17 protein-coding genes are annotated in these 21,727 nt (G+C 71.4%); 5 read left to right on the forward strand and 12 right to left on the reverse strand.

Going from position 1 to position 21,727, the window contains the following annotated elements:
- Positions 1-8: 8 nt before the first annotated feature.
- Together mptB (ACFHWY_RS09990) and mptB (ACFHWY_RS09995) are read left to right on the forward strand one after the other, a co-directional pair.
- Positions 9-1,418 carry a polyprenol phosphomannose-dependent alpha 1,6 mannosyltransferase MptB gene (gene mptB / locus ACFHWY_RS09990; protein WP_416579838.1) on the forward strand — a complete coding sequence of 470 codons (1,410 nt, stop codon included), beginning with the start codon at positions 9-11 and terminating at the stop codon, positions 1,416-1,418.
- A 15-nt stretch (positions 1,419-1,433) separates the two neighbouring features.
- Positions 1,434-2,939 (forward strand): polyprenol phosphomannose-dependent alpha 1,6 mannosyltransferase MptB, encoded by a 1,506-nt coding sequence (gene mptB, locus ACFHWY_RS09995; protein WP_416579839.1) that lies wholly within the window; start codon positions 1,434-1,436, stop codon positions 2,937-2,939.
- A gap of 179 nt (positions 2,940-3,118) precedes the next feature.
- Here mptB (ACFHWY_RS09995) and ACFHWY_RS10000 read toward each other — a convergent pair whose 3' ends face one another.
- The 3 genes from ACFHWY_RS10000 to glnA all read right to left on the reverse strand — a co-directional run bounded on the left by ACFHWY_RS10000 (position 3,119) and on the right by glnA (position 6,351).
- The gene (locus tag ACFHWY_RS10000; RefSeq protein WP_416579840.1) at positions 3,119-4,108 is read right to left on the reverse strand and encodes a hypothetical protein; all 990 of its coding nucleotides are present in this window, start codon (positions 4,106-4,108) and stop codon (positions 3,119-3,121) included.
- Entirely contained in the window at positions 4,105-4,464 is a 360-nt protein-coding gene (locus ACFHWY_RS10005; protein WP_416579841.1) for a PadR family transcriptional regulator, read from the reverse strand. The genes ACFHWY_RS10000 and ACFHWY_RS10005 overlap by 4 nt, the downstream gene beginning before the upstream one ends.
- A 462-nt stretch (positions 4,465-4,926) precedes the next feature.
- The gene (gene glnA, locus ACFHWY_RS10010) at positions 4,927-6,351 is read right to left on the reverse strand and encodes a type I glutamate--ammonia ligase (protein ID WP_416579842.1); all 1,425 of its coding nucleotides are present in this window, start codon (positions 6,349-6,351) and stop codon (positions 4,927-4,929) included.
- 405 nt (positions 6,352-6,756) lie between these two features.
- Between glnA and ACFHWY_RS10015 the strand changes: the two genes are divergently transcribed.
- On the forward strand, positions 6,757-7,086 hold the full coding sequence (locus tag ACFHWY_RS10015) for an RDD family protein (RefSeq protein ID WP_416579941.1): 330 nt from the start codon (positions 6,757-6,759) through the stop codon (positions 7,084-7,086).
- 134 nt (positions 7,087-7,220) lie between these two features.
- On the opposite strand, the gene ACFHWY_RS10020 is transcribed toward ACFHWY_RS10015, so the two are convergent.
- The 4 genes from ACFHWY_RS10020 to ACFHWY_RS10035 form a co-directional block, all read right to left on the reverse strand.
- Positions 7,221-7,910: a DUF4191 domain-containing protein gene (locus ACFHWY_RS10020; RefSeq protein ID WP_416579843.1), complete on the reverse strand. Its 690-nt coding sequence runs from the start codon at positions 7,908-7,910 to the stop codon at positions 7,221-7,223.
- A gap of 296 nt (positions 7,911-8,206) precedes the next feature.
- Entirely contained in the window at positions 8,207-9,199 is a 993-nt protein-coding gene (gene lipA / locus ACFHWY_RS10025; RefSeq protein WP_416579844.1) for a lipoyl synthase, read from the reverse strand.
- A gap of 217 nt (positions 9,200-9,416) precedes the next feature.
- A complete protein-coding gene (lipB, locus tag ACFHWY_RS10030; protein WP_416579845.1) occupies positions 9,417-10,061 on the reverse strand; it encodes a lipoyl(octanoyl) transferase LipB in 645 nt (214 codons plus the stop codon).
- A gap of 99 nt (positions 10,062-10,160) precedes the next feature.
- Complete coding sequence (locus tag ACFHWY_RS10035) at positions 10,161-11,978, reverse strand: DUF2079 domain-containing protein (RefSeq protein ID WP_416579846.1); 1,818 nt, start codon at positions 11,976-11,978, stop codon at positions 10,161-10,163.
- A 244-nt stretch (positions 11,979-12,222) separates the two neighbouring features.
- Here ACFHWY_RS10035 and ACFHWY_RS10040 point away from each other — a divergent pair, with 244 nt between their 5' ends.
- Positions 12,223-13,410, forward strand: coding sequence for a PHB depolymerase family esterase (locus ACFHWY_RS10040; RefSeq protein WP_416579942.1), 1,188 nt, complete (start codon positions 12,223-12,225; stop codon positions 13,408-13,410).
- A gap of 104 nt (positions 13,411-13,514) precedes the next feature.
- On the opposite strand, the gene ACFHWY_RS10045 is transcribed toward ACFHWY_RS10040, so the two are convergent.
- The 4 genes from ACFHWY_RS10045 to lpdA form a co-directional block, all read right to left on the reverse strand.
- A complete protein-coding gene (locus tag ACFHWY_RS10045; protein ID WP_416579847.1) occupies positions 13,515-14,414 on the reverse strand; it encodes a TIGR01777 family oxidoreductase in 900 nt (299 codons plus the stop codon).
- A gap of 198 nt (positions 14,415-14,612) precedes the next feature.
- The gene (locus ACFHWY_RS10050; RefSeq protein ID WP_416579848.1) at positions 14,613-15,938 is read right to left on the reverse strand and encodes a low temperature requirement protein A; all 1,326 of its coding nucleotides are present in this window, start codon (positions 15,936-15,938) and stop codon (positions 14,613-14,615) included.
- Between the two features lie 235 nt (positions 15,939-16,173).
- Positions 16,174-17,946, reverse strand: a complete 1,773-nt coding sequence (sucB, locus tag ACFHWY_RS10055) for a 2-oxoglutarate dehydrogenase, E2 component, dihydrolipoamide succinyltransferase (RefSeq protein WP_416579849.1) — start codon at positions 17,944-17,946, stop codon at positions 16,174-16,176.
- A gap of 72 nt (positions 17,947-18,018) precedes the next feature.
- The gene (lpdA, locus tag ACFHWY_RS10060; RefSeq protein ID WP_416579850.1) at positions 18,019-19,410 is read right to left on the reverse strand and encodes a dihydrolipoyl dehydrogenase; all 1,392 of its coding nucleotides are present in this window, start codon (positions 19,408-19,410) and stop codon (positions 18,019-18,021) included.
- 179 nt (positions 19,411-19,589) lie between these two features.
- On the opposite strand from lpdA, the gene ACFHWY_RS10065 reads away from it, so the two are divergent.
- Positions 19,590-19,919, forward strand: a complete 330-nt coding sequence (locus ACFHWY_RS10065) for a hypothetical protein (protein WP_416579943.1) — start codon at positions 19,590-19,592, stop codon at positions 19,917-19,919.
- 120 nt (positions 19,920-20,039) lie between these two features.
- Here the strand turns inward: ACFHWY_RS10065 and ACFHWY_RS10070 are convergent, their stop codons facing one another.
- A complete protein-coding gene (locus tag ACFHWY_RS10070) occupies positions 20,040-21,611 on the reverse strand; it encodes a leucyl aminopeptidase (RefSeq protein ID WP_416579851.1) in 1,572 nt (523 codons plus the stop codon).
- Positions 21,612-21,727 lie beyond the last annotated feature (116 nt).

Here is a 21,727-nt window from a genome sequence, read left to right on the forward strand (position 1 = left end):
TGTCGGGCGTGTCCCATCACCTCGTACGCTGGACCGGACTGGCCGGCTCGATCATGCTCGCCGTGGCCGCGTTCCTCGGCGGCGCCATGCCCGACGGAGACCTGCGAACCAACCCGGTCAAGATCTTCCTGGGCCCGAACGGGCCGTTGATCATCGGGCTGTGGCTGGTCGGTACCGCCGTGCTGGCCGCCGCCTGGTGGGTGCTGCGCGACCGGGTGCCCTCGGCCCGGTGGGCTCTGGTCACCGCCGGGCTGTGGATCCTGCCGTTCCTGTTCACGCCGCCGCTGGGCAGCCGGGACGGCTACGCGTACGCCTGCCAGGGGGCGAGCTTCTCGGCCGGCATCAGCCCGTACGAGTACGGCGTGTCCACGCTGCCCTGCCCCTGGCTGGACAGCATGTCGCACATCTGGCGGGACACCCCGGCCCCGTACGGTCCGCTGTTCGTGGTGCTCTCCGGCGCGGTGGTCGCCGCGACCGGTTCACTGCTCGGCAGCATCGCGCTGTTCCGGGTGTTCGCGGTGGCCGGCGTGGTGCTGACGGCGGTCTGCCTGCCGGTGCTGGCCCGCCGCAGCGGCGTGCCGGCCGGCCGGGCGCTATGGCTGGCCCTGGCGAGCCCGCTGGTGGGCGTGCACCTGATCTCCGGCGTGCACAACGACGCGCTGATGATCGGGCTGATGGTGGCCGGGCTGGCGGTGGTGGTCAGCCGGCCGGGCCGGCCCTGGCCGCTGCTGGCCGGCGGGGTGGTGCTCGGCATGGCCGCCGGGATCAAGGTGACCGTGCTGGTGGTGGTGCCGTTCGCGGCGCTCGCCGCGATCGCCGGCGGGTTCTCGGTTCGTGCGCTGCTGCGCGACGGCACGCCGGTGGTCGGCGGGGCGGTCGCCACGCTGCTCGGTGTGACGTTCGCCGCCGGCCTGGACTTCGGTTGGATCATCGGGCTGTCGCACGGCAACGACGTGGTCGCCTGGACGTCACCATCCACCGCAGTCGGGCAGACCGTCGGCTATCTGGTGCTGCCGTTCGGGCTGCACGTCGACGCGCTGCCGGTGACCCGGGGCATCGCAGTGGCGGTGCTGGCCGGGGTGCTGGTGTGGCTGTGGTTCCGGGCGCGCACCCGCGACCCGCTGTGGCACGCCGCGCTGGCGTTGACGGCGACGGTCGCGCTCGCCCCGCTGTTCCACCCCTGGTACTGGTTCTGGCCGCTGGCCCTGCTCGCCGCCACCGCGCGGCGCACCCGGTGGTTCAGCGTGGTGACGGTGGCCTCCTCGTTCCTGGTGCTGGCCGACGGGACCGGGCTGGCCCGGTACACCAAGACGGTCGGTGCGCCGCTGATGACGCTGTTGGTGATCGTGGTGACCGTTCGCTTGGTACGGTCGGCGCGGGCGGTGCGGGCGGCCCGCCGCCCGGTTCCCGTCGAGTAGAGGAGAGGTCCGCCGGTGACCGTCCCCGGTGCCCGCCTCGCCCGTTACGGCGGCCTGGCGGGCGCGCTGTTGCTGGCGGTCGCCGGGTATCTCGGCGGCGCGTTGCCCGGCACCGCCACCGTCCGGGTGTGGCACTCCGGCGACGGCCCGCTGACCGTGGCGCTGTGGCTGCTCGGCACCGCCGCCATGGTGGCCGCCTGGTGGTCGCTGCGCGACGGCGCCCCGTCGACCCGGTGGGCGTACGTCACCGCCGGGTCGTGGACCCTGCCGCTGCTGCTGACCGCGCCGCTGGGCAGCCGCGACGTCTACTCGTACGCCTGCCAGGGCTGGGTGTACGCGGACGGCGGCGACCCGTACGCCACCGGGGCGGCTGCCGCCGGCTGCCCCTGGGTGGAGGCGGTCGCGCCGGTCTGGCGGGACACCCCGGCCCCGTACGGCCCGTTCTTCGTGCTGCTCGCCGCGCTGGCCGTGCTGCTCGGCGGTGGCCTGGTCGGCGCGGTGGTGCTGCTGCGGTCGCTGGCGGTGGCCGGGCTGCTGCTGGTGGCGTGCTGCCTGCCCGGCCTGGCCCGGGCGGCCGGGACGCCGACCCGACGGGTCACCTGGCTGGTGCTGGCCTGCCCACTGGTCGGTGTGCACCTGGTGGCCGGCGCGCACAACGACGCGGTGATGCTCGGCCTGCTCCTGCTCGGCCTGCTCCTGCTGGTCCGCCGACCGGTCGCGCCTGTCGGGTCGGCTGGGCCCGGGCCCGTTGCGACAGTCGGGGTGCTGTTGGCTGCCGGGGTACTGCTCGGCTTGGCGGTGTCGGTGAAGGCGACCGCCGTGGTGGTGCTGCCGTTCGTGGCGTTGGTGGCGGTACGCGGCCGACTCACCGTTCCGGCGCTGCTGCGCGACGGCGGCACGCTCGCCGGCGGGGTGCTCGGCGGGCTGGTGGCGAGCTCGTTGCTCTCCGGTCTCGGTCTCGGCTGGCTCGGCGGGCTGGACCGCAGCGGCGACACCGAACAGTGGACATCGCCGCCGACCGCCGTCGGCATGGTCGTCGACTACGCTGGCGAACTGGTTGGTCGGCAACCCGGCGCGGTACCGGTGGCGCGGGTCGTCGGACTGGTCGTGCTGGCTGGGCTGCTGGCGATGCTGTGGTGGCGGACCTGGTCGGCGGTGCGCGGCCGGTACGGCTCAGTGGAGTCGGGCCGTACCCGCCTGACGCTGCTTGGCGCCGGGCTGGCGCTGGCCCTCACCGTCGCCCTGGCTCCGGTGTTCCATCCCTGGTACGCGACCTGGCCGCTGGTCCTGCTCGCGGTGACGGCGACCCGGACCGCCTGGTTCGTGGTGCCCGGCGCGGTGGCGGCCTTCCTCGCGTTGCCGGACGGCACCAACCTGGCCCGGCTGGCGAAGGCGCCCGGCGCGGTGGCGATGACGGTGCTGGTGATCGCCGTGGCGGTCTGGGCCCAGCCCCGGCTCCGCCGCCAGCTGCGGCGCCACCCCCCGTCCTCCGGCCGGGCACCTACCACGAACCGGCCGTGACCCACCTGACCGGTCGACGGCCACCGTGATGTGTGGCAGCTCAGCTGCTGCTGTCCCGGCGTGTCGGCCACTTCGACCGCCACGGATCGGGGCGAGCGGATCGGGCGGATGGGCGTGGCGGGTGGGCTGGGGCCTGACGGGGGCGGTGGCGAAGTGGGTGGTGGCGGAGTGGGTGGTGGTCAGCGGTGGGTGCCGCAGGTGGGGCAGGGTTTGGTGGGGCGGGGGCCGGCAGAGAGGATGCCGGCCCGGCGGCGCAGCGCGACGGCCGCTGGCAGCACGGTCGGGCCGAGCAGGCCGACGACGAGGGCGGTGCCGACCAGGGTCGGGTAGGTGGGCCGTGGGGCTCCACCGAGGCCGTCCACTGCGCTGGCCAGGATGTGCACGCTGAGCAGGCCGCTCGGGGTGAGCAGGGCGAGCACCGCCCAGCCGCCCCTCGTATCCTGCCGGATGGCCAACCCGACGGCGAGCAGCACCGTTACGACCAGCAGCACCGCACCGGTCGCCGGCAACAGCTGCTCGGACGTCCACCGGTACGAGCCCCAGTAGAGGCTGCCGCCAGCCCGGGAGGCGAATGCGCCGCCACTCGCGGCCGTGACGATCGGCAAGAACCGGGCCGTCAGCGGCAGGTGCCTGTCGACCGCGAGCGCCAGCACGCCGAGCGCTACCTGCGGGGCCAGCACCAGCAGCGGCGGGCGGGGCAGGCCGGCGGCCAGGCTCAGCGCCGGCACCGCCGTGGTGGCCAGCATCGCCACGGTGATGGTGACGTGGGTGGGCCGGCCCGGCGCGACGAGTACGAGTAGCGCGGCGAGCAGCCAGACGAGCCACAGGACGACGCCGGCCGACACGAAGGGCCCGAACCCTGGCACGCCGGCCCCGACGGGCTGCTGCTGCTCGACGACCATCCAGAAGCCGGCGAGGAAGGTGGCGGTGGCCAGGGCGAGCAGCCCGGCGAGGCGTACCCCGGGGATCAGGTCGGTGGCGACGGCGGCCCGCAACCGCTGCCGCAGGCCGCCTCGCACGAGGTCGGCGGCGTCCGACGGGGAGGGCCAGCGCCGTCCGCCGTCGGCGAGGTCGAGGTACGTCCCGACGATCTCGTCGCCCCGGTCGCGGCGGTAGTCGGCCGGGTAGGCCAGCAGCAGTCGCCGGTAGCGGCGTTCGAGCGCGGTCATGCCAGGCTCTCGGCGGTACGGGTGGCGATTCGGCGCGCCGAGCGGGCGCGGAGCTGGGCGCTCGCCGCCTCGACGTTGCGTCGCAGTCGTTCGGTCTCTTCGGTAAGTGTGGTGTCTCCGGCGGGGGAGAGGCGGTAGAAGCGGCGCAGCCGACCGTCGACGGTCTCCTCACGGTCGAGTTCGACCAGGCCGGCGTCGGCGAGTCGGTCCAGCGCGCCGTAGAGGGTGCCGGGGCGTAGCGACAGCCGCCCGTCGGAGAGGGCGGCGACTTCGCCGATGATCCCGTAGCCGTGCATCGGCTTGCGGGCGAGCGCGGTGAGGATCAGGAACGTTGGTTCCCGCAGCGGTGTGTCCACACCTCAATATATCGGACGCGAAGGTATTGGTGCCCGCCACGCACCCGGTCCGACCCCGCGGTGCGGAGTCAGCCCGAACAAGGCTGAACTGGATCGGCAGTCGAACTGCATGGCGAACAAACCGCGCATGGTGGCTGACCTGGGGCGGGGCGTCGATCAAGCCGCTGGGCAGGTCGTCCGTCACATATCAACTTCCATCGTTACCCGGTCTCGCGGTCGCCACCGCCGGGCCGCGCCGGGGAGCGAAGCGGCAAGGCGCGGACGGCCGGCGAAAGTGGCCCCACGTGCGGCCGGACGTGCTCGACCGGACCCGGCTGCTCATTGACGGCGCGCTCGGTCAACACGAGACGGCGGCCACGCCGGCTGTGAGCCGGGCATGACCGCCGTCCGTGAGCTTGTACCCAAGCTGTACCCAAGATCAGTGTCAATCCCTGTTGGTGCAGGTCAGTGCCTTGATCGGGCTTAGCAGTCGAAGTACATGGCGAACTCGTGTGGGGTCGGGCGCAGACGCACCGGGTCGACCTCGTTGGCCCGCTTCCAGTCCACCCAGGTGGAGATCAGGTCCGGCGTGAAGACGCCGCCGTCGAGCAGGTAGTCGTGGTCGGCCTCCAGGGAGTCGAGCACGGCCGGCAGCGAGCCCGGCACCTGCTTGACGTCGCCCCACTCCTCCGGCGGGAGGTCGTAGAGGTCCTTGTCGATCGGCGTCGGCGGCTCCATCTTGCTCTTGATGCCGTCCAGGCCGGCCATCAGCATCGCCGAGAAGGCGAGGTAGACGTTGGCCGACGGGTCCGGCACCCGGAACTCGACCCGCTTGGCCTTGGCGTTGCTGCCGGTGACCGGAATGCGGGTGCAGGCGGAGCGGTTGCGCTGAGAGTAGACCAGGTTGACCGGCGCCTCGTAGCCGGGCACCAGGCGGCGGTACGAGTTGACCGTCGGGTTGGTGAAGGCCAGCAGCGACGGCGCGTGGTGCAGCAGACCGCCGATGTACCAGCGGGCGGTGTCGGACAGGCCGGCGTAGCCGGTCTCGTCGTAGAACAGCGGCTCACCACCCAGCCAGAGGCTCTGGTGGGTGTGCATGCCGGAGCCGTTGTCGCCGAACAGCGGCTTCGGCATGAAGGTCGCCGTCTTCCCGGCAGCCCACGCGGTGTTCTTGACGATGTACTTGAAGAGCTGGAGCTGGTCACCCGCGTGCAGCAGGGTGGAGAACCTGTAGTTGATCTCCGCCTGGCCGGCGGTGCCGACCTCGTGGTGCGAGCGCTCGACGGTGAAGCCGGTGTCGATCAACCTGCGGACGATCTGGTCGCGCAGGTCGGCGTAGTGGTCGACCGGCGGCACCGGGAAGTAGCCGCCCTTGTACGCGGTCTTGTAGCCGCGGTTGCCGCCCTCTTCCTCGCGGCCGGTGTTCCAGGCGCCCTCGATCGAGTCGATGTAGTAGAAGGCCTGGTGGGCGGAGGTCTCGTGGCGGATCGAGTCGAAGATGTAGAACTCCGCCTCGGGACCGAAGTAGGCGGTGTCGGCGATGCCGCTGGCGGCAAGGTACGCCTCGGCCTTCTTCGCCACGTTGCGCGGGTCGCGAGAGTACGCCTCGCGAGTGAACGGGTCGTGGATGAAGAAGTTCAGCGCGAGGGTCTTCTGCGCGCGGAAGGGGTCGATGAAGGCGGTGGCGACGTCCGGGAGCAGGAGCATGTCCGACTCATGGATCGCCTGGAAGCCGCGGATCGACGACCCGTCGAAAGCGAGACCGTCAGTGAAGAAGTTGTCGTCGACGGACTCCACCGGCAGGTTGAAATGCTGCATGACGCCGGGCAGGTCACAGAAACGAACGTCGACGAACTTCACGTCCTCGTTCTTGAGGTAACGCAGGAGTTCCTCGGGATTGGCGAACACTCGTCCTCCTGGCACGTCCACGGGTAGCTAGGCTCCTGGCGACGCTATGGCCGGAGGGTTGCCCTGCCATGTCTCCAGTGTTTCTGCCGTGTTACGTCCCTCGCGATAGGTCGCCCCGGCGTCCGTTGCGGACACCGGAGCCCGAGGAACTGGTCCGACTGGTGCCAGTGTAGTGACACTTGGTGTCATTGGTCCTTTTCGGCGCCGCGCGCGTGCCGCGAGTCGGCTGGCCCGTGTGCCGCGAGTCGACTAGGTCAGGGCTGAGGGTGGGGAGTTGGGCGTCGGCGCCGCTGTCGGGGCTGGGGCCGGTGCGACCGCCGGCGCTGACTAGGCTTGCCCGTTGTGACCGCCCAGCCGCACCGTGCACCGCCACCCGCCGCGGACCCCGAATTCACTCCGGCCGACCTGGGCAGGCGTTTCGGGGCGCTGGTCATCGACTGGATTCTCTGCCTGCTCGCGTCGGGCCTGTTCGCCAGCCCCACCCGGGACGCCTGGGCGCCGGTGGTCGTGCTGATCGTGGCGTACGGTTTCTTCCTCGGTCTGTTCGCCCAGACCCCCGGCATGTACCTCACCCGGATCCGCTGCGTCGACTGGACCGACGGCGGTCGGATCGGCCTGCCCCGCGCCCTGCTGCGCGGCGTGCTGCTGGCCTTGGTCGTCCCCGCGCTGCTGATGGACCGTCACCGCCGTGGCTTGCACGACCGCCTGACCGGCTCGGTAACCACCCCCGCCTGACCCCCACCCACCCGCGCCTCCCCGCGATCATGCGGTTCTGGCGGTGACATATGGCGGGAAACCGACAAGGTGGCGACCACAACTGCATGATCGCGGGGCATTGAAGGCGGACGGGACCAGGAGGGAGAAGGGGGTTAGCGGCCGCGGGACTGACGGAAGGCGCTGCGGGGCGGGCGGAGGTTCTTCGGAATGGCGCCCTTGGGCATCTGAGGGCGGGCGGTCAGCGCCTTGAGGCGCTTGTCCAGGGAGTTGACGTCCTTGCCGCTGAGGTTTCGCGGCAGCCGCATCAACGTCATCCGCAGCTTGCGGATCGGCAGCTCGCCCTCGTCCTGCCCGATGACGTAGTCGTAGAGCGGGGCGTTGCCGATCACCTTCGCGAGCCGGCGCTTCTCCTGGCCGAGCAGTCCGCGTACCCGCTGTGGGTCCCCCTCGGCCAGCAGGATCACGCCGGGCCGACCGATGACCAGGTGCACCATGTCCATCTGGGTGGTCGAGCTGACAGCGGGTGAGACCCGCCAGTCGCCCCGGATGTTCTCCATGATCTGCGCGGCGGCGCCCGGCTGGCCCTCGGCGGCGTTCATCATCGCCCGGTTGGACCGGAGGTTGAGCACGATCAGCAGGAAGAGCAGGGCGAACAGGATGCCCAACGGCAACCACAGCCAGCCCCAGCGCATGATCGCGACCACGGTCAGCGCGAGCGGGATCAGCACCGCGCCGGTGGCCATCGGCGCGAACCATCTGTCCTGCTTGGCGGTGAACCGGAACACCAACCCGATCTGCTTCAGCCGCTGGCCGAACGAGACCTTCTCCTGGGGCTTTGCCATGGCGTCGAGTCTAGTGGTCGCCCGACGTGGTGTTGATCCGCGCCCGGTGCTCGGCCGGCTGAGTGCCTTGCGCCGCCTTTCGACGCTTCGTACGGTCGCGGGTAAGGCGGGCGAGCGGGCACAGATCAGGCGCTGACCTCATGCCCCGTCGGGTGGACAGCGCTGCGCGGGGCACGGCGGCTGGACCGCCGAGGCCGATGCTGACGATCTCCGGCAAGAGCGACGGCCCAGAGCGGCTGCTCGCTGATCCTGCTGACGGAGCCGGGCGGGTGGGGCCAGGGTCGGAACGAGGTGAGTCAGCGGGCGGATAGGGGGGTGGTCCTGCGGGCGGCCAGGGCCTGCTGGTAGAGGCGGCCGGCGCGGTAGGACGAGCGAACCAGCGGGCCGCTCATCACTCCGGAGAAGCCGATCTCCTCGGCCTCGGAACTCAGCTCGACGAATTCCTCCGGCTTCACCCAGCGCTCCACCGGGTGGTGCCGGGGCGAGGGACGCAGGTACTGCGTGATGGTGATCAGCTCGCAACCGGCCACGTGCAGGTCGCGCAGCGCCTGGGAAATCTCGGCGCGCTCCTCGCCCAGGCCCAGGATCAGGTTGCTCTTGGTCACCAGGCCGGCCTCGCGGGCCTGGTGGATGACGTCCAGGGAACGTTCGTAGCGGAACGCCGGCCGGATCCGCTTGAAGATCCGCGGCACCGTCTCGACGTTGTGCGCCAGCACCTCGGGCCGGGCACCGAAGACCTCGGCGAGCTGCGCGGGCACGGCGTTGAAGTCGGGAATCAACAGTTCGACACCGCAGCCGGGCTGCAGGGCGTGAATCTGCCGGACGGTCTCGGCGTACAGCCAGGCGCCGCCGTCGGGCAGGTCGTCACGGGCGACGCCGGTGATGGTGGCGTACCGCAGCCCCATCGACACGACCGACTCGGCGACCCGGCGTGGCTCGTCGGCGTCGAACTCGGCCGGCTTGCCGGTGTCGATCTGACAGAAGTCGCAGCGGCGGGTGCACTGGTCACCGCCGATGAGGAAGGTGGCCTCGCGGTCCTCCCAGCATTCGTAGATGTTGGGGCAGCCGGCTTCCTGGCAGACCGTGTGCAGACCTTCGCGGGCGACCAGCCCACGTAGCTGGGTGTACTCCGGGCCCATCTTGGCCTTGACCTTGATCCACGGCGGTTTGCGCTCGATCGGCGTCTCGGCGTTGCGGGCCTCGATCCGCAGCAGCCGGCGTCCCTCCGGTGCGGGCGTCGCGGTACGCGCGGCCTGGCCGGTCGTCGGCGCGGAGTGCTCGATCGTCACAAAACGAGCCTACGCCGGATGGTGGCTGTCGATGAACGGCGGGCGACGGCCGTCACCCTGGAAATCCTGTGACGCCGGCCACCGAGGGCAGAAAAACGCCGGGGCACCCTTCCCCCGCGACCGACACCGCCTCACCCCCTGATACCCAGGGTTGATCAGAAGGTTTGCGTCGTGTCCGGCGCGGATCCTGACGCAAACCTATTGATCAACATGGGGGTCAGGGGGTGGGGAGGAGGGTGGGGAGGTGGCGTTCGACGATCGGGAGGACGTCGGTGACGGTGACCGGGTGGCCCAGCTCGGTGGTGAGCGAGGTGACGCCGGCGTCGCGGATGCCGCACGGCACGATCCGGTCGAAGTGCGTCAGGTCGCAGTCGCAGTTGATGGCGAGGCCGTGCAGGGTGACGCCACGGGCGACCCGGATGCCGATGGCGGCGACCTTGCGTGCCGGCCCCCGCTCGTCGGCCGGCACCCAGACCCCGCTGCGGCCCTCGACCCGGCCCGCGGTCAGGCCGACCTCGGCGCACACGTCGATCAGCAGCTGCTCGACCCGCCGCACGTAGGCGACCACGTCGACCGGGTCGGGCAGGCGCAGGATCGGGTAGCCGACCAGCTGCCCCGGACCATGCCAGGTGATCTTTCCGCCGCGGTCCACGTCGACCACCGGGGTGCCGTCGACCGGACGGTCCCACGGTTCGGTGCGCTTGCCGGCGGTGTAGACGCTCGGGTGTTCCAGCAGCAGCACGGTGCCGCCGCTCTCACTGGCCACGACCGCCTCGTGCAGGCGGCGCTGCTCGTCCCAGGCCGCGGTGTAGTCGAGGACACCGGCACGGATGGCCGTCAGGCCGGAGGTCGTCGTGGTCACGGCATTCAGCCTAGCCCTGTGGCCGTGCTGCACCAGCGGTGAGCCGGCTCACCGCCCGGGCCAGCCCGCGCCGACCCCGCTGGGCCCGGGCGACCCCGCTCAGCTCTCCCGGACCCGCCAGAGCCAGACGTCCTCGACCCGCTCCGGCTCGCCGAACAGCATGATCAGGGTCTGCCGGATGGCGTCCTCGTCGACCGCCCACTTCGCGCCGTGCACGGCGTCGGGGAGCACCACCGTTTCGATCTGCCAGTGCTCCAGGTCCGCGCGTACCTCATCGCGGGTGCCCTCGGTGACGATCGGTGGCAGGCCGCTGCGGGCAGCCTGGTCCAGCAGCGCGCCGAAGGGGCGCGGCACCGGTCCGATCCGGCCCCGGCCGTCGGGGCCGCCGGGGCCGAGGAAGAACCCGGACGGGATGGCGAACTCGCCCTGCCGGTTGGCCAGCGCGTACGCCTGCCAGCGCTGGCCGTCGGGGTAGACGTCCAGGGCGAGTGGTGCCGGGGTCAGCACCCCGCCGGGGGAGACGTGGTCCCGCCAGGCGCCGGAGGTGATGAAGCGGGGGATCGGCTCGCGTTCGCTGGTCAGCAGCGGCGTCGGGATCAGCGGTACCAGCGCCAACGCGAGGCCGATCGTCCAGGCCACCGCGACCTTCGCCGACGGTGGGCGTCGGCGCAACTGGTCCACCGCGTACGCCAGCAGCAGGCCGATCACCGGCGTCACCACCAGCGCGAACCGGGCGGGCAGCGCGGCGTTCACCACCGGCAGCTGCCCGAACAGGTCGAAGGGCATCGGCAGGTCGGTACGGTCCCCGTCGAGCTTGGCCACCGGCCCGAAGGAGAGCGCGGCGAAGACCAGCGCGACGATCCCCAGCGCCCACAGGGTGGCTCGGCGGCGGGTGTCGGCGCGTTGCCACACCAGCACGAAGCAGCCGACGGCGAGAACCAGCAGCGGCAGCCCGAAGAAGGAGTTCTCCTCGGTGGGGTTCGGCGCCAGGGAGGTGCCGAACCCCGCCTCGCCGGCCAGCGAGCGGCGTGGATAGGCGGCGTACGCCGCGATGTCCTCGGAGTGGATCACCGCGTCGAAGCCGGTGCCGTGGAACCGCTGCGGCCCGACGAAGTGCAGCCAGAGGGGATAGGCCAACAACACCCCGGCGACAACCGCGGTCACCGCCAGCCCGCGCAGGAACGACGGCAACACGGCCCGGGCCTCCACCCGGTTGGCGGGGTGCAGCGCCCACCCGGCGACGAAGAGGCCGAGCGCCAGCGCGGTGAAGAACAGGCCCTCGGCGGCGATGGAGAAGGCGATCGCGACGAGCACGCCGAGGACCACGCCGTCGCGACTCGCGTGTCCCGGCCGGCGCAGTGCGAAGACCCGCCACACCAGCAGCGGTACCAGCCAGCCGGCGGTCCAGTTCAGGTGGGCGTTGGCGTGCGAGATCATGCCGGGGGAGAAGCCGATGAACAGCCCGCCGACCGCGGCGGCGAGCGGGCTGCCGACCAGGTGCCGGGAGAGCAGCCAGTACCAGGCGACGGCGGTCGCGGCCAGGTTGAGGGTGAGGATCACCAGGAAGGTGGCCGGCGGGCCGATCAGGTACGTCAACGGGGCGAAGGCCACCGCGTACACCGTGATCGAGGTGTTGACCGCGAGGTTCACCCCGTCCGGAAAGTTGATCAGGGTGGTGAAGAGCGGGTTCTCCCCGTGGGTCACCGCGTGGCCGCCGAAGGCCAGCAACCATTCGAAGAGTGCCTGGTCGCTGGAGTTGACCGTGATCGCGCGGCCGTTCGGGTCGATCCAGAGCCCGCTGGTCACCCAGCCGGCGAGTGCCAGCGAGACCAGCGCCACGGTCAGGTCGGCGCGACGGTCACGGGTGACGCGTGGCGGCGAGGCGGGCCCGGAGGCCACGGACGCAGAGGTGGGCACCTAGCGGACGTTACCAACCGTACCCGGACAGGCTCGCACCTTCCCGGTGTGTGCGCTGACGGTCGAGGAGCCCCACACCTGGACATCGACGAATGTGTGAATCGCCCCCATGTCATAGGTGTGACACACCTGCGTAATGTCGCGGCAATAATCGGTGACCCAGCTCACACCTTCCAGGAGGTTCCCTGTGCGCCGCACTCGCACCGTTTCCGGCCGGCTCGCCGGCGTGCTGGCCGGGCTGGTCATGGCCGGCACAGCACTCGTGGCCGTCGCCGCCCCCGCCCAGGCCGCCTCGCTGACCCAGGTCAGCAGCTTCGGCTCCAACCCCGGCAACCTCGCGATGTACGCCTACCGGCCGGACAGCCTGCCCTCCGGCGCCCCCGCCGTCGTGCTGCTGCACGGCTGCGCCCAGAACGCCACCGGCTACTTCACCAATTCCGGGTGGCGGAAGTACGCCGACCAGTGGAAGTTCGCCCTGATCGTGCCCGAGCAACGGTCCGCCAACAACTCCAGCGCTTGCTTCAACTGGTTCGAGACCGGCGACACCGCCCGTGGCCAGGGCGAGGCACTGTCGATCAAGCAGATGGTCGACCACGCGCGGTCGACGTACGGCACGGCCGCCAACCGGGTCTACGTCAGCGGGCTGTCGGCCGGTGGGGCGATGAGCGCCACGATGCTCGCCACCTACCCGGACGTCTTCGCTGGCGGCTCGGTCATCGCCGGCATGCCGCACCGCTGTGCCACCAGCATGGTCAACGCTTTCTCCTGCATGAGCCCCGGCGTGGACAAGACCCCGGGGCAGTGGGGTGACCTGGTCCGCAACGCCCACCCCGGCTACTCCGGCGTCCGCCCCAAGGTAGCCATCTGGCACGGCGCCAGTGACTACACGGTGGCCACGGCGAACGCCACCGAGTCCCGCGACCAGTGGACCAACGTGCTCGGTGTCTCACAGACCCCCACCAGCATCCGGCAACTGCCGGCGGGCACCAGCGTCGAGGTGTACGGCAACGACGTGGTCCGGGTGCACCGGGTCTCGGGCATGGGGCACGGCACCCCCGTCGACCCGGGCTCCGGCGCGGACCAGTGCGGCACCGCCGCCGCGTACTTCCTGGACACCATCTGCTCGACCTACCACGACGCGGTCTTCTTCGGCCTGAACGGCGGCGTCACCCCGACCCCCACCGCGACCCCCACCCCCACGGCCTCGCCGAGCCCGACCGCGATCCCCACCCCGACGGCCTCGCCGAGCCCCACCGGCGTCCCTACCTGCGTCACCGCCAGCAACTACGCTCACGTGAGCGCCGGTCGTGCCTACCACTCCGGCGGCTACGCCTACGCCAACGGCTCCCAGCAGCGGATGGGCCTCTACAACACCTTCTACACCAGCACCCTGCGCCAGACCGCCCCCAACCACTGGGTCATCGGCTGCTGATCCGGATCACACCCGGGAACGCTCGTTGATCATGGGGTTGGCGGCAGCTTGGAGATCGTTCTCGCCGCTAACCTCATGATCAACACGTGTGCAGGGGGGTGGGGTCAGTCGTGGAGGGCGGCGTGCAGGGCGGTGGGAAGGTCGGGGTGGCGGAAGGTGAACTGGGCGCGGTTCAGCACGGCGGGGAGGACGCGGGTGCTGGTCAGGGCCTCCTGGGCGAAGCCGCCGAGGGCCACCTTCAGGGCCAGCGCCGGGATCGGGATAACCGCTGGACGGTGCAGTTGGCGGGCCAGTTCGCGGGTGAACCCGGCGTTGGTGACCGGCGCCGGACCGACCACGTTGACCGGCCCGGCGAGGTCCGCCCGGGCCAGCAGGAAAGTGGTGGCGTTCAGCCAGTCGGTCATCGAGATCCACGGGATCCACTGCCGGCCGCTGCCGAGTCGGCCGGCGATACCCAGCTTGAACGGCAGCAGCTGCGGTTTGAGCAGCCCACCGTCGCGGTGCAGCGGCAGCCCGGTACGCAGCCGCACCACCCGCACCCCGGCGTCCTCGGCCGGCCGGGTGGCCGCCTCCCACACCCGGGCCACGTCGGCGAGAAAGCCCTCACCGGCTGGCGCGTCCTCCTCGACCACCCGGTCGCCGGTGTTTCCGTACCAGCCGATCGCCGAGGAATTCACCAGCACCTCGGGCCGGTCGGCCGCCGGCAACCCGGCGATCGTGGTGGCCAGGGTGCTGGTGGTGTCCACCCGACTCGACCGGATCAGCTGTTTGTACCGGTCGTTCCAGCGCCGGTCGCCCACCCCGGCGCCGGCCAGGTTGACCACCGCGTCGGCCCCGGCGACCACCGCCGGGTCCAACTGCGCCGCCGACGGTGACCAATGCCGCTCGTCGCCAGCGCGTGGCGAGCCCCGCACCAGCCGGGTCACCTGGTGCCCGTCGGCGACGAGCAGGTCGACCAGCCGAGTGCCGAGGAAGCCGGACGCGCCGGCCATGAGGATCCGCATGCCCTACATCCTGGGGTACGCGCGGCGGCCCGGCCGCGTCGAGTCGGTTATGCCGCCGCCTCGGGCCGGACGCAGGTCCGACAGAAGCAGTTCGATCTTGGCGTGGGCGTCGTCCCGCATCACCTGCTCGTGCCGACCGGCCTCTCTCTCGCATCTCGATCGCAACCCCTGGAGCGGACCGATGGTTCTGCCGGACCGTCAGGTGCTGCCGGGCGGCATGCCGTGCCAGCGGGCCCGGTACTGCGCTTCGTAGGCCTCGTAGGCGATGCGTTCTTCGAGCACGGCTGCGCGCAGCGCGTGCCGGGCCTGGGACATCAGCACCACCTCGGCGGTGATCAGGCCCACACAGATCGCGGTGAGCAGGCCGAGAGCGGCCAGCCCGGGCAGCGGCATGGCGACCGGAACGCTGGCGGCGAGTACGCCCAGCGTGCCGACCCGCAGCCAGGACAGTGTGTGCAGGGTGCGCAGCTGGAACAGCATGTTCCCGGCCAGGTAGAGGAACACCCCGCCGAAGAGCAGCGGTACGTCCGGCCCGTGCGCCCGCTCGGCGACCGGCACGCCGGGCTCGGCGATGTCGTGCACGATGCCCTCGGCACCGAGAGCGAACATGATGATGCCGGCGATCATCGGCAGGTAGAGGTACGCGTACGCGTCGCGGGCCATCAGTATCCGACGTCTACCCAGGGTGGCGTGCAGGGCGATCCGGGCGGCGGGGCCCACCAGGTCGTAGTGCGCCCACCAGAGGGCGGCGGTGAAGACGATCCCGAACACGGCGGCGGTCACCCCCGGCAGGGTCGGTTCCTGGCCCAGCAGGTTGCTGCCGACTCCAACCGAGATCACCGACTCGCCCAGGGCGATGATCAGGATCAGGTCGTACCGCTCGGTCCAGTGCTCCGCCGAGGTCACCTCCCAGCCCCACGTCCGGGCGAGCAACCCGGTGCCGTACTGGAGCAGGACGACGCTCACCCAGAGCGCGTCCCGGACGAACTCGGCCATCCCGGTGTTGGAAATGTGCGCGGGTAGCAGGGCGGCGACCAGCAGCAGGGCGGTGCTCAACAGCATCTCGGGGGCGTAGCGGATGAGTTGCCGGCGTTCCACCGGGTTGGCGCGGACGATGTGCAGGAACATGGTCAGGTGCACGGCCCGGATCACCACGTAACTGACCGCCACCACCATCGGACCGGCCTCGCTGGTCCGCGGGTCCATGAACGCCTGCGGCAGGGCGAGCGCGAAGCAGAACAGCGCGGCCATCGCGACGACCATCAGCACCGGCACGAAGCCTTCCCCGATCCGGACCCGGGTCGCCACCACGGTGTGCACCACCCAGCACCACCAGAGCACCGCGAGTACCAGCAGCGCGTGCAGCAACTGCCGTCCGCTGATGTTCGCGGCGGTGGCCCGAGTGATGATGAAGAACGAGAAGACGAAGACCAGGTCGAAGAAGATCTCGAACTTGTCGACCCGGGTGGCGGGCGCGATGCTGACCGACGGCCCCAGCCGTCCCCGCCAGCCTCTGTCGCCCATCGCCTGAGTCTGGCAGCGCCCAGCCGGGCGGGAGGCGCGTTTCGGATCAGCCCAGCGGGCGGAACCGCAGGTGTCCCGTCAGCGGGTCGAGCAGCCGTCGTGCCTGTCACGCTGCCCCTGTCCGCCGCTAACCGGGGACAACCGAGAGTGCAGGATCGCGGTGCCCGTGAGGGCGCGGCGGAAGTGCGAAGGGCGCCTCGGGTCCACCCGAGGCGCCCTTCGTCGAGGCGGAGAGTTACAGCCCCAGTTCGGCCTCGAAGGCGCCGGCCTCCAGCCGCTCCTTGACCGCCGTCAGGAAGCGGGCCGCGTCGGCGCCGTCGATCAGCCGGTGGTCGTAGGACAGGGCCAGGTAGACCATCTGGCGCACCGCGACCACCTCGCCCAGCTCCGGGTCGTTGACCACCACGGGCCGCTTGACCACGGCACCCGTGCCCAGCATCGCCGACTGCGGCGACGGGATGATCGGGGTGTCGAAGAGGGCACCCCGGCTGCCGGTGTTGGTCAGCGTGAAGGTCGCACCGGCGATCTCGTCTGGGCCGATCTTGTTGGTCCGGGTGCGGTCGGCCAGGTCGGCGACCCGCTTGGCGATGCCGCCCAGGTTGAGGTCACCGGCGTTGTGGATGACCGGCACCAGCAGGCCCCGCTCGGTGTCCACCGCGATGCCGAGGTTCTCGGCGTCCGGGTAGGTGATCGTCTGAGCGTCCAGATCCATGGTGGCCTGGAGGATCGGGTACCGCTGGAGCGCCTCGATGGCCGCGAGGGCGAAGAACGGCAGGAACGACAGCTTGACACCGTGCCGCTGCAGGAACGAGTCCTTTGCCTGCGCCCGCAGCTTGGCGACCTTGGTGACGTCCACCTCGACCACGGTGGTGAGCTGCGCCATCTCGTGCAGCGACTGGAGCATCCGCTTGGCGATGGCCGCCCGGATCCGCGGCAGCTTCTCGGTGGTGCCGCGCTTGGTGCTCGGCTGCGGCTTCTCGGCGGCCCGGGCCGGGGCCGCCGCGGCCGGCTGCGGCGCCGCAGCCGGAGCGGCCTTTGCGGCTCTAACCTTCTCGGCCGCGTCCAGCACGTCCTGCTTGCGGATCCGGCCGCCGACGCCGGTGCCGTTGAGCGAGGCCAGGTCCACATCGTGCTCGCCGGCCAACTTGCGGACCAGCGGGGTGACGTAACCGGCCACTTCGCCATTCGCGGCGGGTGCGGTGGGCGCGGCGGCGCGCTGCGGGACCGGCGCCGGTGGCTGTGCGGACTGCTCGGCCTTGACCGGTTCCGGCGAGGTCTCGGCCTCCGCCGCCGGCTCGTTGTACGACATGCCAGGCGTCGGCTCCGACACCTGCGGCTCGGCCTTGGTGTCGGCCTTCGGCTCGGCCTCCGCCTTCGGCTCGGGCTTGCCGGCGGCCGGGGCTCCGCCGGCAGCGCCGATCACGGCCAGCGTGGCGCCGACCTCGGCGGTCTCGTCCTCGGCGACCCTGATCTCCAGGACCGTGCCGGCGACCGGCGAGGGGATCTCGGTGTCGACCTTGTCGGTGGAGACCTCCAGCAGCGGCTCGTCGACCTCGACGGTCTCGCCGACCTGCTTGAGCCAGCGGGTGACCGTACCCTCGGTGACGCTCTCACCGAGCGCGGGCAGCTGCACCGGCGTGCCCTCGCCCGAGGCCGCGGTGGCGGCCTGGGCCGGCTGCTCGGCGGCCGGCTGCTCCACCTCGGCCGGCGCCTGCTCCGCCGGAGCTTCCTCCTGCTGCTGCGGGGCGGCCTGGCCGCCGGCCGACTCGCCCTCGCCGGAGATCACCGCCAGCTCGCTGCCGACCTCAGCCGTCTCGTCCTCGCCCACCACGATCCGGGTCAGTACGCCGGCCGCGGGAGACGGGATCTCGGTGTCGACCTTGTCGGTGGAGACCTCCAGCAGCGGCTCGTCGACCTCGACGGTCTCACCCTCCTGCTTGAGCCAGCGCGTGACGGTGCCCTCGGTGACGCTCTCACCGAGCCGGGGCATGGTGACCGATACCGGCATGTTCTCCAGACTCCTTCATTTCCCTGGTGGGGGGATCATCGCCCGTCGCCGGACGCCGCGGGTACGTCGTGGTTAGGCGTGGGCGTGCAGCGGCTTGCCGGCCAGGGCGAGGTGTGCCTCGCCCAGTGCCTCGTTCTGCGTGGGGTGGGCGTGCACGAGCTGCGCCACCTCGCCCGGGTACGCCTCCCAGTTGTAGATCAGCTGCGCCTCGCCGACCAGCTCGCCGACCCGGGCACCGACCATGTGCACGCCGACCACGGGCCCGTCCTCGACCCGCACCAGCTTCACGAAGCCGGCGGTCTTGAGGATCTGGCTCTTGCCGTTGCCGCCGAGGTTGTAGTTGTAGGTCTTGACCTTGTCGGCACCGTACTGCTCCTTGGCCTTCGCCTCGGTGAGGCCGACAGAGGCGAGTTCCGGGTCGCAGTAGGTCACCCGGGGGATGCCCGCCTCGTCGATGACCGCGGGGCCCTGGCCGGCGATCTCCTCGGCGACGAAGATGCCCTGCTGGAAGCCGCGGTGGGCGAGCTGGAGGCCGGGCACGATGTCGCCGACCGCGTAGACGTTGGGTACGGCGGTACGCAGCCGCTCGTCGGTAAGCACGTAACCCCGGTCGAGCTTCACGCCCTGCTCCTCGTAGCCGAGGTCGGCGGTGCTTGGGCCACGACCCACGGCGATCAGCAGCAGCTCGGCCTCGACGGTCTCGCCGCCGGCGATGGTCACCTTGACGCCGCCGTCGGTCTTCTCGACCTTCTCGAAGGGCTTGCCGACCTTGAAGTTGATTTTCCGCTTGCGGAACGCCCGCTCCAGCGCCTTCGACGACTCCTCGTCCTCGGCGGCGACCAGCCGGGGCAGCGCCTCGACGATCGTCACGTCCACCCCGAAGGACTTCCACACGCTCGCGAACTCGACGCCGATCACGCCGCCGCCGAGCACGATCGCCGAGGCCGGGACCCGGTCCAGCGTCAGGGCGTGGTCGCTGGTGATGACCCGCTCGCCGTCGACCTCCAGGCCGGGCAGGCTCTTGGCGTACGAGCCGGAGGCCAGCACCACGTTGCGGCCGGTGTACCGCCTGCCGTCCACCTCGACCGCGTTCGGGGCGACCAGCCGGCCGTGCCCCTCCACGATGGTGATCGACTTGTTGCCCTTGAGCATGCCCTGGAGGCCCTTGTAGAGCCGGGAGACCACGCCGTCCTTGTACGAGTTCACCCCCGCCATGTCGATGCCGACCAGCTCGGCCCTGACGCCGAACTGCTCCGACTCGCGGGTCTGGTCGGCGATCTCGGCGGCGTGCAGCAGTGCCTTGGTCGGGATGCAGCCGTTGTGCAGGCAGGTGCCGCCGAGCTTGCCCTTCTCGACCAACGCGACGGTCAGGCCCAACTGGACGGCACGCAGGGCGGTCGCGTAGCCGCCGCTGCCACCTCCGAGGATGACGATGTCGAAGGTTGCGTCGTTCGGCTCGCTCACGTCCAACTCCCAGGTCGCTTCGCTGCATCGGGGGTCACGGCGGGGTAACAGGGACACACCCCACCCCGGTCATCTTGTCACCACCGCGCGGCACCCGCGTACCGAGGTGCCCAACGACACGTCCCGGCCACGTACCCTTGGCACTGCTTTCGATGACGTATCGGTGGGGAGACGGCTCGGTGGGACTGTTCCGGCGACGCAAGCGGGTAGGCGCGGCTGACCCCGACCGTACGGTGAATCGTGCCGACCTGGAGCACCTTGAGGACTTTGTCCGCAGCCGTAAGGGCGTCGAGGCGTTCATCGAGCCGCGCACCACGGTCACGGAGACCACCGTCATCCTGATCGCCGACGACGGCGAGTGGACCCGCCGCCGCATCGACGGGCCGGACGGGGCACGGCGCTTCGCGTACCGGCTGAGCATCCCGATCTACGACGTGGCGCTGATGGGCTACCCGCAGCGGATGCGCGACTACAACGAGCGCCGCAAGCGCCGCCCCGAGCTGTACTGAGACAGAGCCCCGCACCGCACTGCGCGGCGGCCAGGCGCTTGCGCGCCCACCGGTCGGGCCGGACGTCAACAGGGCCCCCTGCTATACGCCAGGCGTCAACAGGGGGCCCCTCCTTGCACGTCAGCCGTTGGTGGCGACGTCGTCGATCAGCTGGAGCAGGGTGCGGACGGGTACGCCGGTGCCGCCCTTGGTCCAGTAGCCGGTGGCCTCGCCCGGGTGGTACGACGGCCCGGCGATGTCGAGGTGCGCCCACGAGACGTCGTCGGTGACGAACTCACGCAGGAAGACCCCGCCCTGAAGCATGTGGCCGGCCCGATCCATGCCCGCGTTGACCTGCGAGATGTCGGCGACGTCGGAGTCCATGCCCTTGCGTACGTCGTCCGGCAGCGGCATCGGCCAGGCCGGTTCACCGACCGTGTCGCCGGCGGTGCGGACCCGCTCGCACAGTTCCGTGGTGCCCATCACGCCGGAGATCCGCTTGCCCAGCGCGACCACCTGCCCGCCGGTGAGGGTGGAGGTCTCGAAGAGGTAGTCGCAGCCGTCCGCGCAGGCCCGCGCCATCGCGTCACCGAGGATCATCCGGCCCTCGGCGTCGGTGTTGAGAACCTCCACCCTCTTGCCGTTGAACATGGTGATCACGTCGCCCGGCCGGTACGAGGTCCCGGACGGCATGTTCTCCGCCATCGGCACGTACGCGGTCACCGCGACCGGCGGCTTCAGTTCGGCCACCGCGAGCATGGTGGCGGCCACCGCCGCCGCGCCGGCCATGTCGGACTTCATCTCCCACATGCCCTGCGCCGGCTTGATCGAGACGCCGCCGGTGTCGAACGTGATGCCCTTGCCGACCAGGGCGACCCGCTTGCCGGTCCCGCCGCCGTCGGGCAGGTAGGTCAGCTTGACCATCCGGGGCGGGGCCTCCGAGCCCTGGCCGACGGCGATGATTCCGCCGTACCCGCCTTCGTGCAGTGCGACCTCGTCGAGCACCTCCACCTTCAGGCCCGCCGCGCGACCGGCCTCGGCGACCACGTCGGCGAAGGCCGGAGGGCGCTGCTCGTTCGGGGCGATGTTGACCCAGTCCCGGGTACGCCGGACCGCGCCGGCCACCGTCGCGGCCCGGGCGACCTCGGCCTGGGCTGCCGCGTCCGCGGCGTCCGGCACGGCCACCAGCACCTCGGCCACCGGTTCCCGGCGGGCCGGCTGCGGACGGGTCTTGTATCCGGCGAAGCGGTACCCGCCGAGCAGCGCGCCCTCGGCGACCGCGCGCAGCGCGGCGGTGGCGTCGGCGTCGTCGGGCAGCGGTAGCGCGACGGCCACCCGGAGGGCGCCGGCCAGGGACCGCACCCCGGCTCCCGCCGCCCGGCGCAGCGTCTCCGGGGCGGGCTCCGCGCCGCTGGGCTCCGCGCCCAGTCCCACCGCGGCGATCACCGGGGCGGACACGGTACCCAGCGTCGCCAGCTTGATCACCTCGCCTGGGCCGCCAGTCGCGCCGAGCAGGGCGAGCGTCTCGGTCAGCTTGCCGTCGAAGGCGGCGGCGACGCTCTCGGCACCGCTGGCGAGCAGCAGGGTGCCGGCGAGGCCGCTGGTGGCGTCCAGTTCGCCGGTCGTAGCGTGTACGCCGATCACGATCGCGTCGACGGCGAGCTCGGCGGGGTCGGTGTCGACCAGGCTCAGGGTGGTGCTGGGCGATGTCACGGAGGCTGCTCCCGGGCGGGCCGGGCCGGTCGCGGGTGGCGTACCGGCGGTTAGGTTCCCCGGCGGATTATTTACCCGCCGGACGTCGTTGCTGCCCCGCCGGGTGATCCGACGGT

The sequence above is a fragment of the Micromonospora sp. LOL_024 genome (genome assembly GCF_048060415.1).
GTDB lineage: Bacteria > Actinomycetota > Actinomycetes > Mycobacteriales > Micromonosporaceae > Micromonospora.